Origin of the sequence: uncultured Devosia sp. (assembly GCF_964244875.1) — a bacterium.
Lineage (GTDB): Bacteria > Pseudomonadota > Alphaproteobacteria > Rhizobiales > Devosiaceae > Devosia.
In genome coordinates this window covers 81,005-96,121 of sequence record NZ_CAXTKA010000006.1, presented here as the reverse complement: position 1 = coordinate 96,121, position 15,117 = coordinate 81,005, and the positions used below count along the sequence as shown (strand labels likewise).

At 63.4% G+C, this 15,117-nt stretch carries 10 protein-coding genes; 4 read left to right on the top strand and 6 right to left on the bottom strand.

Features of this window, described 5'->3' with window-relative positions; all coding sequences use genetic code 11:
• Positions 1 to 131 precede the first annotated feature (131 nt).
• From ACFE8X_RS09175 to ACFE8X_RS09150, 6 genes are all read right to left on the bottom strand, one after another.
• A complete protein-coding gene (locus tag ACFE8X_RS09175) occupies positions 132 to 2,936 on the bottom strand; it encodes a [protein-PII] uridylyltransferase (protein WP_375451158.1) in 2,805 nt (934 codons plus the stop codon).
• Positions 2,917 to 5,637 carry a DNA mismatch repair protein MutS gene (mutS, locus tag ACFE8X_RS09170; RefSeq protein ID WP_375451157.1) on the bottom strand — a complete coding sequence of 907 codons (2,721 nt, stop codon included), beginning with the start codon at positions 5,635 to 5,637 and terminating at the stop codon, positions 2,917 to 2,919. The genes ACFE8X_RS09175 and mutS overlap by 20 nt, the downstream gene beginning before the upstream one ends.
• Positions 5,638 to 5,702: 65 nt before the next feature.
• Entirely contained in the window at positions 5,703 to 6,566 is an 864-nt protein-coding gene (locus ACFE8X_RS09165) for a DUF2189 domain-containing protein (protein WP_375451156.1), read from the bottom strand.
• Between the two features lie 228 nt (positions 6,567 to 6,794).
• Positions 6,795 to 8,102 (bottom strand): xylose isomerase, encoded by a 1,308-nt coding sequence (gene xylA / locus ACFE8X_RS09160; RefSeq protein WP_375451155.1) that lies wholly within the window; start codon positions 8,100 to 8,102, stop codon positions 6,795 to 6,797.
• Complete coding sequence (gene xylB / locus ACFE8X_RS09155) at positions 8,099 to 9,568, bottom strand: xylulokinase (RefSeq protein ID WP_375451154.1); 1,470 nt, start codon at positions 9,566 to 9,568, stop codon at positions 8,099 to 8,101. Before xylB ends, xylA begins: the two co-directional genes overlap by 4 nt.
• 91 nt (positions 9,569 to 9,659) lie before the next feature.
• The gene (locus tag ACFE8X_RS09150; protein WP_375451153.1) at positions 9,660 to 10,703 is read right to left on the bottom strand and encodes a LacI family DNA-binding transcriptional regulator; all 1,044 of its coding nucleotides are present in this window, start codon (positions 10,701 to 10,703) and stop codon (positions 9,660 to 9,662) included.
• 120 nt (positions 10,704 to 10,823) lie between these two features.
• On the opposite strand from ACFE8X_RS09150, the gene ACFE8X_RS09145 reads away from it, so the two are divergent.
• The 4 genes from ACFE8X_RS09145 to cfa all read left to right on the top strand — a co-directional run bounded on the left by ACFE8X_RS09145 (position 10,824) and on the right by cfa (position 15,111).
• On the top strand, positions 10,824 to 11,834 hold the full coding sequence (locus tag ACFE8X_RS09145) for an aldose epimerase family protein (protein ID WP_375451152.1): 1,011 nt from the start codon (positions 10,824 to 10,826) through the stop codon (positions 11,832 to 11,834).
• A gap of 121 nt (positions 11,835 to 11,955) precedes the next feature.
• The gene (locus ACFE8X_RS09140) at positions 11,956 to 13,071 is read left to right on the top strand and encodes an epoxide hydrolase family protein (RefSeq protein ID WP_375451151.1); all 1,116 of its coding nucleotides are present in this window, start codon (positions 11,956 to 11,958) and stop codon (positions 13,069 to 13,071) included.
• A gap of 90 nt (positions 13,072 to 13,161) precedes the next feature.
• Positions 13,162 to 13,893: a helix-turn-helix transcriptional regulator gene (locus tag ACFE8X_RS09135; protein WP_375451150.1), complete on the top strand. Its 732-nt coding sequence runs from the start codon at positions 13,162 to 13,164 to the stop codon at positions 13,891 to 13,893.
• A gap of 102 nt (positions 13,894 to 13,995) precedes the next feature.
• Positions 13,996 to 15,111 (top strand): cyclopropane fatty acyl phospholipid synthase, encoded by a 1,116-nt coding sequence (gene cfa, locus ACFE8X_RS09130; RefSeq protein ID WP_375451149.1) that lies wholly within the window; start codon positions 13,996 to 13,998, stop codon positions 15,109 to 15,111.
• Positions 15,112 to 15,117: the final 6 nt, after the last annotated feature.

The window sequence follows — 15,117 nt, the reverse complement described above, 5'->3', positions numbered from 1 at the left end:
GTTCGAGGCTCGCGAAGGGCTCGCACCTCACCATGAGGGCTACTTTCAGCACGGCGTTCCCAGTAGCCCTCATGGTGAGGTGGGAGCGTAGCGACCCTCGAACCACGGGGGCGTGGCACCACTTGGGCATGTCACCCATTGAGAACCTTGACCCGGTCCTCGACCGGCCTGGGGTGGAACACCGCCAGCAGCGCGTCGTGAATCTTGCGCTGGCGCGGCTTGCTGGCAACCTTCTGGCCGGTCAGATCGGTGACGTAAAAGACGTCGACCGCCTTTTCGCCATAGGTGCCGATATGGGCCGAACCGATGGTGAGGTTGAGATCGGAAATCTCGCGGGTCAGGGCATGCAGCAGGCCGGTGCGATCGAGTCCCGATACTTCGATGACGGTGAATTTTTCCGACAGGGCATTGGAGACGCTGATCTGGGCCGGCAGGGCGAACGGCTTGAGGCGGCGATTGTGGCGCGAGTCCTTGCCCAGATCGATCAGGATGGTGCGCTTGCCCTGGAGCAATTGCTTGACCGTGTCGATGATGCGGGTGGCGCGCACCTTTTCGTCCTCGTCGGAGGCAAAGGCGCGGCGCAGGCGGAAGGTGTCGATGGCGCGGCCGTCGCGCGTGGAAAAAATCTGCGCGCCGATGATGGAGGCGTCCTGCATGGTGCAGGCGCCGGCGATCAGCGAGAGCAGCCGCGGATGGTCGGGAGTATAGAACGAGACCTCGGTAATGCCCTCGAAGGCCTTGATGCGGATGGAGCCGGCAAACGGCTCGCCGGCCATGTCGGCGTGGCGGATCATGCGGGCGTGTTCGATCTGCAGTTCGGGTTCGGCGCGCAGCCAGTAATGATCGTAGTGGCGAGCGGCGTAGGCGGTGATGTCGGTGGCGGGCCAACCTTCGAGCGCCAGGGCCAGGTCGTGGCGGGCAACGCCGATACGGTCGGACTGGGTCACCTGGGAATGGCCGCCCGACAGCAGCGGCTCGGTCGCGTAATAGAGGGCCCGCAACAGGCTGCCCTTCCAGCCGGTCCAGACGCCGGGGCCAACGGCGCGGATATCGCAGGCGGTCAGGATCATCAGCAGGGCCAGGCGCTGGGGCGACTGAACGATTTCGGCAAAGGCCTTGGCGGTTTCGGGATCCTGGATATCGCGGGCCTGGGCGATTTCGCTCATCAGCAGGTGATATTGGATCAGCCAGGACACGGTATCGGTTTCGGCGGCGCTGAGGCCAAGGCGGGGACAGAGCTTTCTGGCGATGCGGGCGCCGGCAAGCGAATGATCCTCGGGCCGGCCTTTGGCGATGTCGTGGAGGAACAGGGCGACATAGAGCAGGCGCGTGTCGTTGAGTTGGGGCAGCAATTCATGGGTCAGCGGCAATTCGTTGCGCAGCCCGCCATTGGCGATCTCGGCCATGACGCCGACGGCGCGGATCAGGTGCTCGTCCACGGTATAGTGGTGATACATGTTGAACTGCATCAGGGCGACGATCTTGCCGAAATCGGGCACGAACTTGCCCAGCACACCACTTTCGTTCATCTGGCGCAGGATGCGCTCGACCGATTGAGGGGCGGTCAGGATGGTCAGGAAATAACCATTGGCCTTGGTATCGTGGCGCAAGACGTTGTCGATCAGGTGCAGCGACCGGGTGATTTCCTTGATCGCATCGGGATGAAACAGCAATTCCTCGCGCCCGGCGACAAGGAACATCTTGATCAGGTTGGCGGGGTCCCGCTCGAACACGTCGGGGCGGGCGATGTTGAGGCGGCCGGTATCGAGCACGAAATCGGCTTCGTTCCTGATGCGCGACTTGCCGGAGCGGAACGGGGCAAAGACGCGGCCGATCAGGTCCATGTCCTTGGCGTGGTTGAATTCCAGGCTGGCACAGAAAATGCGCGTCAGATCGCCGACATCCTTGGCAACCAGGAAATAGCGCTTCATGAAGCGCTCGACGCCGAGCATGCCGATGCGCTGGGCATAACCCATGCGCTGCGCCAGTTCGGGCTGCACGTCGAAGGTCAGCTTGTCCTCGGCGCGATTGGTCAGGAAATGCAGGTGACAGCGCACCGCCCACAGGAAATCCTCGGCGCGCGAGAACAGACGATATTCGGCCTGGCTGAGGACGCCCTTGCCGACCAGTTCGGGGCTGGTCTTGACCTGGTAGAAATACTTGCCGATCCAGAACAGGGTATTGAGATCGCGCAGGCCCCCCTTGCCGTCCTTGATGTTGGGCTCGACGACATAGCGGGTATTGCCCATCAGTTTGTGGCGCTCGTCGCGCTCGGCCATCTTGGCGGCAATGAATTCGGGGCCGGTCCGGGGCATGATTTCGGTTTCGAAGCGATGCACCAGCTGCTTGAACAGACCGTGCTCGCCGGTCAGGAACCGGGCTTCGAGCGTGGCGGTGCGCACGGTCATGTCGGCGCGCGCCATGCGGATGCATTCATCGACCGAGCGCACGGCATGGCCGACCTTCTGGCCCAGGTCCCACAGCATATAAAGGATATATTCGGTGACCTGCTCGCCCCATGGGGTCTGCCTGTAGGGCAGGATGAACAGCAGATCGATGTCGGAGCCGGGCGCCAGCGTGCCGCGGCCATAGCCGCCGACGGCGGCGAGCGCGATGGCTTCGGCGCCCGAGGGATTGTCGACCGGATAGACGCGGCGGGTGGCGAACAGGTGCACCGCGGCGATGATCTCGTCCTGGGCGGCGCTGAGGTTTTCGGCGCAACGGGTGCCCTTGTTGTGGGCCAGCAATTCGGCTTCGGCACTGCGGCGCGCATCGGCCAGGGTCTGGCGCATATGGGCCAGCACCGAAGCGCGCGCGGCTACGCTTTTGGGTGGCTCGGCGCCGATCAGGGCATCAAGCTCATCCAGGATGGTGGACGCGGATTTGAGCGCGAACTGGGGTTTTCGCGGTTTGGCTTCAGCTTCGGCGAGCGGCATCGCGGAACTTCTTCAACTCGTAGATCAGCTCGATGGCTTGCTTGGGGGTCATTTCGTCGGGTCGGACGGCATCGAGCATTTCGGCAACAGGGTCGGCGGCGGGTCCGGCCGGCACGGGCCGATGGGCAAACAGTGGCAGATCGTCTAGCACGGCAGCGTTGCCCTCGGAAGAGGCTCCACCGGCCGAACGCTGCTCCAGCACGGCGAGCACCTGGCGCGCCCGCGCCAGGACCGGCTCTGGCAATCCGGCCAGCCGCGCGACCTGGATGCCATAGGAGCGATCGGCGGCGCCGGCGCCCACTTCGTGCAGAAAGACGACGTCACCTTCCCACTCTCGCACCTTCATGGTGACGTTGGATACCCGGCTCAAGCTGTTTTGAAGGCTGGTGAGTTCGTGAAAGTGGGTGGCAAACAGCGCGCGGCAGCCGGTGGTCTCGTGCAGCGCCTCGACGGCGGCCCAGGCGATGGAGAGGCCATCGAAGGTGGCGGTGCCGCGCCCAATCTCGTCCAGGATCACCAGGGAGCGCCTGGTGGCGCGATTGAGGATGGCGGCGGTCTCGACCATTTCCACCATGAAGGTGGAGCGGCCATGGGCGATATCGTCACTGGCGCCGACGCGCGAAAAGACGCGGTCGACGACGCCGATATGGGCGCTTTGGGCCGGCACGAAGCTGCCCATCTGCGCCAGTATGGCGATCAGCGCGTTCTGGCGCAAGAAGGTCGACTTGCCCCCCATATTGGGGCCGGTCACCAGCCAGAGCCGGCCACCGCCGATGGCATCGGAGCCGGACAGGTCGGCATCATTGGCGATAAAGCTCATGGCCTGGGCCGCGACCATGGTTTCGACCACCGGGTGGCGACCGGCGCGGATATCAAAGGCCAGGGACGTATCGATCGTCGGGCGGGCATAATTGCGGGTGGCGGCCAGATGGGCCAGCGCGGTGGTCACATCGAGTTCAGCCAGGCAATCGGCCAGTTCGCGCAAGCCATCGGTGCGCGCCAAGACGTCATAGCGCAGGCTGGAGAAGATCTTGAGCTCGAGGTCCAGCGCGGCCTCGTGGGCGCGGGCGATGTGGCCTTCCAGATCGGCCAGTTCGACGGTGGTGAAGCGCATGGCATTGGCCAGGGTCTGGCGATGAATGAAGCTGGCGCGCAACGGTTCTTCCAGCAGGCGCGCGCCATGGCCGGCCGGGACCTCGACGAAGTAGCCGAGTACCCCGTTGTGGCGGATCTTGAGCGAGCGGACGTCCGTCTGTTCGACCAGGCGCGCCTGGAGGGCGGCGACCACGTCGCGGGTCTGGCTGGCCAGCGCCCGTTCGCCGTCGAGACCGGCATCGTAGCCCACGCGCACGAAGCCGCCATCGCGAGCCAGCAGCGGCGGTTCGTCGCCGATGGCCAGGGCAAGCTCGGAGGCAAGATCGAGGGGGGCGGCGGCAAGGCAATCCTTGAGGCGTGACAGGGTTGGCGAAAGCTCCCGGATGCCACTGAAATGCGCGCTCAATGCTAACGCGGCGCTAACGCCAAGACCTATTGCGGCAAGGTCGCGCGGCCCGCCCCGCTCGAGCGCCAGCCGGGTCAGCGCCCGCGCCAGATCGGGCACGGACTTCAATTCGGCACGCAGCCGATCCCGCAAAACGGGGTTGTCGACCAGCCAGGAAACCGCATCGAGACGCTGGTTGATCGCCTCGGCGTCGCAGAGCGGGGCCGCCAGCCGGGTCGCCAGCAGGCGCGAGCCGGGCGCGGTGACGGTCAAGTCAATGGCCTCGCGCAACGAGCCCTTGACCTGCCCGCGCTGGGTGACCAACAGTTCAAGTGACGCCCGGGTCGCCTGGTCTATAGCCATATGGGGGGCGGCATAGGCAGCCGAAGGCGGCCGCAAGGCAACAGGCGCCAGACCTTTTTGGGAGTCGCCCACATAGGCGACCAATGCCCCCAGAGCGGCGCGTCCGGCGCGGGTAAGGGCGCTCGGATCGTAGGCATCCGCAGGAAAGGCCGCCCGCAACCGGGTTAGAGCGGCTTCGCTGTCGAAGGTTTCGGCCGGTACCAAGGACAGCACGGCAGCCAGTGCCGGCGCCAACAGCTGCTGCTCCTGCAAGGCGGCACGGGTCGCCTCGGTCAGCAGCAGTTCGGCCGGATCGATGCGCGCCAGTTCGTCCTGAAGGGTGTCGGCATCCAGATCGAGGCAAGCGGTTTCCCCGGTCGAGATATCGGCCCAGGCGAGGGCAAAATCGGCTTCGCCATGGCGCACCATGGCCAGCGCCGCGAGGTAATTGGAGGCGCGCGCCTCGAGATGATCATCCTCGGTCAGCGTGCCGGGGGTGATCAGGCGCACTACGTCGCGCTTGACCACCGACTTGGCGCCCCGCTTCTTGGCTTCGGCCGGATTTTCGACCTGCTCGCAGATGGCAACGCGATGGCCCAGCCGGATCAGCTTGTTGAGGTAATCGTTGGCGGCATGGATGGGCACGCCGCACATGCGGATGTCCTGCCCCAGATGCTTGCCGCGCCTGGTCAAAACGATGCCGAGGGCCTGGCTGGCAATCTCGGCGTCCTCGAAGAACAATTCGTAGAAATCGCCCATGCGATAAAACAGCAGATAGCCCGGATTGATCGCCTTGATTTGGAAATACTGCGCCATCATCGGCGTCAGCACCGCGGCCTCGACAGGGCTCGCGGGGGGATCAAAGGGCGAGTGGTCCATCAAGGTCTCGGCAATCGCGGGAAAGCCTAGAACTTAAGAGGTTAGGACCGAGAATCCAACAGCGATCAGGCCGGTTTGCCCGGTTTCATGGGGACCGATCGCCGCGCGCGGCGCACGGCTGGCATGGGAGCAGCCTGGGGTTCGACGACCTTGCGATACAGGTGCCAGGTGGAATGGCCGAAAATAGGGATGACCACCGCCAGACCGACAAACAAGGGCAGCGAACCGATGACGATGCCCACCGCGACGATCAGTCCCCAAAGCGCCATGGGCAGCGGATTTTTAAGGACGGCCCGAAACGAGGTCTCGACTGCCGCGTAGGCGCCGACGTCGCGATCGAGCAGCAGCGGAAACGCCACGACGGTGGTGCACAAGGTAAACACCGCAAAAGCCAGGCCAACGAGATTGCCGACGATGATCAGGGTCCAGCCCTGCGGGGTAGTCAGGATTTGCCGCAGCAAACCGTTCAACGTCATGGGTGGGGCTGAGCCGAACAGGCTTTCGTATAAAAATTGCGCCGCCGTGAGCCACAGGGTGAACACCGCCAGCAGCAAGAGCGCCACGGCGCCGATAGAGGCGATGGCCGGGGAGCGAAGCACGTCGAACGCATGGCGCCACGCTGTATCGAGGCCCTGTTCGCGGCGGCGGCTGATTTCGTAAAGCCCGATCGCAGCAAACGGGCCGACCAGGGCGAAGCCGCCCAGCAGCGAATAGAGCAGCGGCCAGGTGTAATAGCCGGACATCCAGATGGTCAAAACGATGGCGACTGCCGGATAGATGATGCAGAGCAGCACGACATGGGAGGGTTTTTCCCAGAAATCGGCCATGCCAAGCCGCAAGCTGTCGCTCAGGTCGACGATGCCGATCTTGCGTATCGTCGGGCGCGCCAGCGTTTCGGTGGCGCCGCCAATCACGTGGAAATCCGTCATCTCCGTCCTCCGCTACCACAGGGTGCAGAGAGCCTTGGGCGAACCGGCCGCGTTGTTGACAGGGCGGCCGGGCGAACGCTGATCTGCAGGGACCGGTTTATAGACCCAATGCGGCATTTTGTCGCTTGGCGCCGTCAATCGTGATGACTTTGGTAAGAACCGGACACGTTGGTGTCGATCCCACCGCCGCGGCATCGAGCGCGGCGGCGGGCAATTTGTTACAAGAATTCAAACGAAGCGGTTGATCAAGTTTTCCAGATATTCCTGTTGGCCGGACCGGGGCTGGGGATTGATATTGTCCTGCTCGACGCGGGCTGCCAGATCGGCCAGGGAGACCTTGCCGTTAAGAATGGCCTTGCCGTCAGGCGTGTTCCAGCCGGCATAGCGCGCATCCAGGGCATTGTCATAGGTGCCATCGGTGATCAAGGCGGCCGCGGCCTTGAGCGAGCGGGCCAGCACGTCGAGGCCGCCGATATGGCCATGCAACAGGTCGGCGGGGTCGATCGACTGGCGGCGCACCTTGGCGTCGAAATTCCAGCCGCCCGAGTTGAGGCCGCCGGCCTTGAGGATCTGGTAGAAGGCCAGGGTGGTGTCGGCGACCGAATTGGGAAACTGGTCGGTATCCCAGCCGGACTGGATATCGTTGCGGTTGGCGTCGACCGAGCCAAGAATTCCCAGTGAGGCGGCCAGTGCCAGTTCATGCTCGAAGGTGTGGTTGGCAAGGAACGCGTGGCCGACCTCGATATTGCACTTCACATCCTTTTCCAGGCCATACTTGCGCAGGAAACCATAGACCGTGGCGACGTCGAAGTCATACTGGTGCTTGGACGGCTCCTGCGGCTTGGGCTCGATCAGGATCTGGCCTTTGAAGCCAATCTTGTGGGCATGCTCGATCACCAGGTGCAGGAACCGGCCCATCTGATCTTGTTCATGGCCGATTTTGGTATTGAGCAGCGTCTCGTAACCCTCGCGGCCGCCCCAGAGCACGTAATTGGCGCCGCCCAGTTCGTGGGTGAGTTCAAGGACGTTCTTCACCTGGCCGGCGGCATAGGCGAAGACATCAGGATCGGGATTGGTGGCAGCGCCCGCCATGTAGCGGCGGTTGGAAAAGAGGTTGGCGGTGCCCCAGAGCAGCTTGGTCCGGCTCGATTGCATCTTCTTGGCAAAGATATCGCCGATGAAACGGACATTGCGGTTGCTCTCGGCCAGGGTCGCGCCTTCGGGGGCAATATCGGCGTCGTGGAAGCAGAAAAAGGGAATATCGAGCAGGTCGAACAATTCGAAGGCCACGTCGGCCTTGATCTTGGCGCCGTCGAGACCCTTGTCATACCAAGGACGATCGAAGGTGCGGCCGCCGAACGGGTCGCCGCCCTCCCAGGCAAAGGTGTGCCAATAGGCGACTGCCGGACGGATATGGTCTTCCATTCGCTTGCCGAGGACCATCTCGTCCTTATCGTAGTGATGGTAGGCCAGCGCATTGGCGCTTGACGGCCCCTCGAACTTCACCGGCGAAATACCTTGAAAGAAATCAGTCACGTGCGTGCCTCCTCGATGGCGGGATAAAGCGCGCGATAACGCGCATATTGGTCGGCATAGGCTTGTGCGAGGCCCCGATCCGGGGCGATCACGGTCATGATGGCGGGCATGGTCATGATGTTGGCGGGTGCAGCCCCCGTGGCGGCGCAGAGGCCGAGGCGGGCAGCACCCAATGCGCCCCCAAAGTCGCCATCCTCGGGCAGGGCGATCTCCATATCGAGATTGGTAGCGATCATCCTGAGCCACAGCGGCGACTTGGAGCCGCCGCCGACGGCCAGCAGGCGGTCGATCCTGGTGCCGGCATCGTTCAGGACGCGCTGGCAATCGCGGAAGGCAAACGTGACGCCTTCCATGACGGCCTGGGCCAGCCGTGCCGGGTCGGTGCTTTGGGAGAGGCCGACAAAGGCGCCACGCGCATTGGCATTGTTGTGGGGGGTGCGTTCGCCCGACAGGTAGGGCAGGAAGATTTCCGCGCCGGGGCCCTGGAATTGCGTTTCAGCAGCACCGGCGAGATCTGCCGGTTTTTGACCCGTCATGCGGGCCAGCCAATTGAGGCTATCGGCGGCCGACAGGATGACGCCCATCTGGTGCCAAATATCGGGAATGGCATGGCAAAAAGCGTGGACGGCGCCCTCGGTATTGGGGCGGAACGTGTCGTTGGAAACGAAAATAACACCGGAGGTGCCCAGCGACACGAAGCCTTCGCCGGGCCGGATCGCGCCTATTCCACAGGCGGCCGCGGCATTGTCGCCAGCACCGCCGGCGATGACGACATCGCCGCTCATGCCCCAGCGTGCAACAAACTCGCGCTTGAGATGACCCGAAGGCGCGGAGCCGTCGACCAGGCGCGGCATGTGGGCCCGGGTGAGACCGGTAACCGCCAGCAATTGATCGGACCAGTCGCGCTTGCCGACATCGAGCCAGAGCGTGCCGGCAGCGTCGGACAGATCCTCGACATGCTCGCCGGACAGCAACAGGCGGATATAGGCCTTGGGCAGCAGGACCTTGGCGATCCTGGCGTAAATCTCCGGCTCGTGCTTGCGCACCCAGGCAATTTTAGGCGCAGTGAACCCCGGCATGGCGATATTGCCGGCAAGCTGGCGCAGGGTCGGGAGCGCGGCTTCCATTTCGGCGCATTCGGCAGCAGAGCGGCCATCGTTCCAAAGGATGCAGGGGCGGAGCACTTCGTCGTTTTTGCCCAACAGCGTGGCGCCGTGCATGTGACCGGAGAGGCCGATGCCGCGCACCTGGCTGAGCTGTTGGGGATTTGACTTGGAGAGCTTGTCGATCGCGGCCAGCGTGGCGCTCCACCAATCGGCCGGATTTTGCTCCGACCAGCCCGGATGCGGGCGGGTCGGCTCGACGGCCGGGGCGGTAGCGTCGCCCAGAGCCCGTCCCTTCCCATCGATCAATAGTGCCTTGACGCCCGAGGTCCCGATATCGATGCCGAGAAAAGCGGCACTCATGAGGTACGTACCTCTGACATGATCGTGAACAACACTGCAACATCCTCCCTGCCCAGTTTCGGGTCATCGCCAATTTTGATTGGCAATTTGCTTAGCGTAGATTGTCGCGCAGGAAAATACCGATTTCAATGGGGTCGGTTCGTGCCGTTCCGTTTGCCCCCAAGGCGAGCGAGCGGGCGGCAGCGATGGCGGCGCGGATTTCAGCATCGGGATTTTGATCGAGCACCACATCGATAGCCCCGGAGCGCAAGCCCTGGCGCGTGGGACCCGTCAGTTCATGGGCAATAACCCGAATGGTGCCGGCGCGACCTGAGGCCTCGAGCGCGGCCACGAGGCCGGCGTTACCGGCACCCAGATTGTAAATGCCGGCAAGGTGAGGGTTATCCACCAAAAGACGGGTGACGAGAGCTTGGGTCTCGGCGCGCTCGTCATGGCCTTCGATAGGCCCGACCAGCGCGATTGAAGCAAACTCCTGCGCCATGGTGCCCACAAATCCGTCCAGCCGGTCGCGATGATCGCGCAGATGCAGCGAGCCGGCAATGAGGGCGACCTTTCCACCCTGGGGACAGAAGCGGCCCATCAGCGAGCCGGCGGTCCGGCCGGCCGCGACGTTGTCGATGCCGATGAAATGCCGGCGCGCGGAGCCGGGCAGGTCGGATACCAGGGTCATGACCAGAACGCCGCGCCGGGTGGCATTGTCGACGGCGGCGATGACCGATTGGTCCTCGGTCGCAACGATCACTGCACAATCGCACTGGTTGGGGTCAAGCCCGTCGAGGCACCTGGCCAGTGCATCGGCATCGAGCGCCTTGAGGCGGATGGTGTGCAATTGCAACCGGTCGGCATTGGCCGCAACGCCCCGATGGGCCACGGCATCGGCAAGGCTGGCCATGAACTCGTTGGAGCTGTCAGGAATAATGAAAACCAGCCGCAAGTCGCGGGCCCGCGCCAAGAGCGAAGCCGACAGGTCACGCTGGAAACCCAGAGCCGCGATGGCGGTTTCGACCTTTTGTGTGGTGACGGACGTGACGCCGGCGCGCCCGTTGAGCACGCGATCGACGGTGGCCAACGAGACACCGGCGGCGCGGGCCACGTCGTGAACGGTTGTGCGCCGCTTCGAGCCGATCTCGTGCACTGCTCGCCTCCCCGAACTGGTCGGTCCACAGTCGGCAGGGGCGCGCAAAAGGTCAAGTGGGCGTTGAGGGCGGCGACAAAGCAGGCTACAGGTTTGCCCAAGAGTGAGGGAGGGTTGGCCATGGCGATCGAGGTTTCGGCATCTGGCGCGTTCAAGGGCAAGCCGGTCAACCAGTACCGGCTGACCAGCGAGACCGGGGTCGGCGTCGATATCATCGGCTATGGCTGCGTGGTGCGCGACTGGCGCGTGCCGGTCAATGGCGCCTTGCGTTCGGTGGTACTGGGGTTCGATGATTTCGAGCTCTATCCTGAGCATAGCCCGCATTTCGGCTCACTGGCCGGTCGGGTTGCCAACCGGATCAAGAGTGCATCGTTCGAGGTGGGCGGCAAGCATTACGCATTGCCGGCCAATGCCGGCGCGCTGCAGTTGCATGGCGGTGCCGAGGGGCTGGGCTACCAGGTCTGGGACGGGGAAATCGACAGCGGCACCAATGCGGTGCGGTTCACCCATTTCAGCCCGGACGGCGCTATGGGCTATCCCGGCAATGTCAACTTTGCCGCCACCTATCGACTGACCGGCAACCGGCTGCGGCTGGAGCTGGAGGCGACGACCGACCGGGCAACGCCGATCAGCCTGGTGCAGCACCAGTATTTCAACCTGGGCACCGGCAACGACGTGCTCGACCACCATGTTCAGGTCAATTCCAGCGCCTATACCGAACTGGGGCCGGACCTGTGCCCATCGGGCGCCATCCTGCCTTCGGCAGGCACGCAGTACGACCTGCGCGCGGGACGAACGATGCGCGACGGGGCAGGCAATGCGGTGGGCTATGACATCAATCTGGTGCTCGACACGGGGCGCAGCCATGCCGACCCGATCGCCACGGTGCGCGGGCCCGATGGGGCGTTGACCCTCAAGCTGTGGAGCGACCGGCCGGGGGTGCAGGTCTATAACGGGTTGTGGACCGATATTGCCGTACCCGGGCTGGCCGGCAAACGCTATGGCAAGCATGCGGGGCTATGCCTTGAAGACCAGGCCTTTCCCGATGCAGTGCACAACCCGCATTTCCCCTCGGTGATGCATTCGCCCGAGCGGCCTTACAGCCATTGGTGCGAGTTCGAAATCGCCTGAGAGTCGTGAGCCCGGCGGGCGAGGCTATAATCTTTCAGTCTTGGCATTGCTGCTGACGAAGACTGTCAGGGACCCCGGAGCATAATATCCTGGCGGCATGGAGCCGCCCGGAGCGATTGCCATGATCCCGTTTCAGATTGCCGTGGACGAAACGACGCTGGAAGACCTCAAGGTCAGGCTGGCCGATACGCGGCTGCCGCAGACGCTGGACGATGTTGGCTGGGACTATGGGATCGAAGCGGGATTCGTGCGGCGGTTGGTCAGCTATTGGGGCAACCAGTTCGACTGGCGCGCCGCCGAGACGCGGCTCAACGGTTTCTCGCAATTCACCGACGAGATCGATGGGGAAACGATCCATTTCGTTCATGTGAAGGGCGAAGGCGAGCGAAGCGTGCCGCTGTTGCTGACCAATGGCTGGCCGTCCAATTTCGTCGAGTTGATGCCGATCGTGCCGTTGCTGACGCGGCAAGTCGAGGGCGTCAGCTTCGATGTCGTGATTCCATCGCTGCCCGGCTACGGGTTTTCGGGCAAGCCGAGCCGGCCGGGCATGAACCTGAGCAGGATTGCTCCGCTCTGGGCGCAGTTGATGAGCCGGCTCGGCTACGAGCGCTTTCTGGTCAGCGGATCGGATCTGGGCGCGGGGGTCGAAATGGTGCTGGTCAAGACCGCGCCGGAGCGGATCATCGGGGCGCACTACAGCAATGTCTATTGGGGTTTTGCGCGGCCCGACGAGCCGACGCCGGAGGAGGCCGAATATTTTGCGGCAACGGATTACTGGAGCTTTGCCGAGGGCGCCTATGCGATGATCCAGGGCACCAAGCCGGCGACGCTGGCGGTGGGGCTGAACGATTCGCCGGGGGGGCTGGCTGCCTGGATCGCCGAGAAATTCCATGGCTGGAACCAGAAGGATCGGCCACTCGAAACCGCGTTCAAGCTGGATGATCTGTGCACGATCCTGTCGGTTTACTGGTTTTCGCAAAGCATCGGTTCGTCGGTTCGGCTCTATAAGGAGGCCTTCGCCGACCGGGACCTGATCAAGCCGGGGCCTCCGCATCGCGTGCCGCATGGTATTTACCTGGCGCCGGGCGACCAGCCGGCGCCTCGCGCCTGGGGAGAGCGGCATCTGCAGAACATCGTGCGCTGGACGCCGGCGGAGGCGGGCGGGCATTTTCCGGCGTTGGAATTTCCCGAGGCGTTTGCCGCCGATATCCGCGCGTTCCATGCGCAGATCAAATAGTGCAAGCTCCCAAGCGATGCCGGCCGGTTCTGCATGCCTTGGCGGGAGGAACGGAATCTGGCATCGGTTATGCGCGCGGGAGGGCTTGGCATGGACAAGACGGAGCGGCTGTTCGCGGTCATGGATGCGCTGCGGCGGCATCGGCGGCCGGTTACCGCCGCATCGCTGGCCGAAGAGCAGAATGTCTCGGTGCGCACGCTCTATCGCGACGTACAAACCCTTATTGGCCTGGGGGCGCCGATCGAGGGCGAGGCGGGCATCGGCTATATGCTGAAGCCCGGATTTTTCCTGCCGCCATTGATGTTTTCGGCCGAGGAACTGGAAGCCTTGGTGCTGGGCGCACGTTGGGTACAGGCGCAGCCTGACGATGGGCTGGCAGGCGCCGCCAAGAATGCCCTGGCCAAGATCGCCACCGCGTCACCCGAGGATTTGCGCGACAAGATCAACGATACCGGATTGTGGCCGGTGCTGGTCGCCAGCCCGCGACCGCCGGTGGCTATACTGGGCCAGATTCGGTTGGCGATGCGCCAGGAAAAGGCCTTGCACATTGTTTATGGCGACGAAACCGGGCGGCCTTCGGAGCGCGTGGTCTGGCCGATCCAGCTGGCCTATTACGAAGGCAAGCAGATCATCGTCGCCTGGTGCTGCATGCGCGGGGCGTTCCGTAATTTTCGCACGGACCGGATCGGCCACTTGCGGCTGACCGAGGAGCGCTATGGCACAAGGCGCATGGCGCTGGTCAAGCAATGGCAGGCCGAACGCGAACACGAATGGTCCGCTTGGACCGAGCGCGCAGCAGCAAGGAGCGCCTCGCAAGATTAAGCCGAGCGCTGCCTCATGGGTGAGCCGCAGACAGATGCTTGATTGGTCGTTGGCGAAGGCGCTAATATAGCCGCTTTCGTAACCATCAGCATCCTAATCATCATGTCCAGCACTGCCAAAAGGTTCGTCGAGACGCAATTGACCAAGACCGATGTGACCATCAACGGTCCCAACCCTTGGGATCCGCAGGTGCACAATGAAGGGCTTTACGGGCGGTTGTTGAGCCAGGGCACGTTGGGGCTGGGCGAAAGCTATATGGAGGGCTGGTGGGACGCCGAGGCGATCGATGCGTTTATTTTCCGGCTGGTATCGGCCAATGTCCAGGCCAACTTCAAACCGGATCTGGCCCTGATCGGCAGCGTGTTGCGCGGCAAATTGCTCAATATGCAGCGGCTCAAGGTGCGCGAGGTTGCCGAAAAGCACTACGATATCGGCAATGATCTCTATCGCGCGATGCTGGACGGGAGGATGATCTATTCCTGCGGCTACTGGAAGGACGCGACAACGCTGGACGCCGCGCAGCAAGCCAAGCTGGACCTGATCTGCCGCAAGGTGGGGCTCGAGCCGGGCATGCGCATGCTCGACATCGGCTCGGGCTGGGGCGGGTTCATGCAATTTGCCGCTGAACGCTATGGGGTGAGCGCCGTGGGCGTGACCATTTCCAAAGAACAGGCGGCACTGGCCAATGCCCGCACCCGAGGGCTACCGGTCCAAACACTGCTGATGGATTACCAGGAACTCGAGGGGCGCTTTGACCGGATTGTCTCGATCGGCATGTTCGAGCATGTCGGCTACAAGAACTACCGGCCGTATTTTGCCAAGGCGCGCGAACTTCTGGTGGATGACGGGCTGATGCTGCTGCACACGATCGGGGGCAATACCACCACTACGCATGGCGATCCGTGGAGCGAAAAATACATCTTTCCCAATGGCATGCTGCCGTCCCCGGCGCAGATCGGCGCGGCGAGCGAAAAGTTTTTCGTCATCGAGGACTGGCATAATTTCGGGGCCGATTATGACAGGACCCTGATGGCTTGGCTGACCAATTTCGAGGCAGCATGGCCGCAACTGGCCGATCAATACGACCAGCGCTTTTATCGCATGTGGCGCTACTATCTCAGCTCGTTTGCCGGGATTTTCCGGGCTCGCGCTATCGGCCTCTGGCAGGTCGTGCTGTCACCCCATGGCGTGCCAGGGGGCTATCGGAGCGTGCGTTAGGATCGG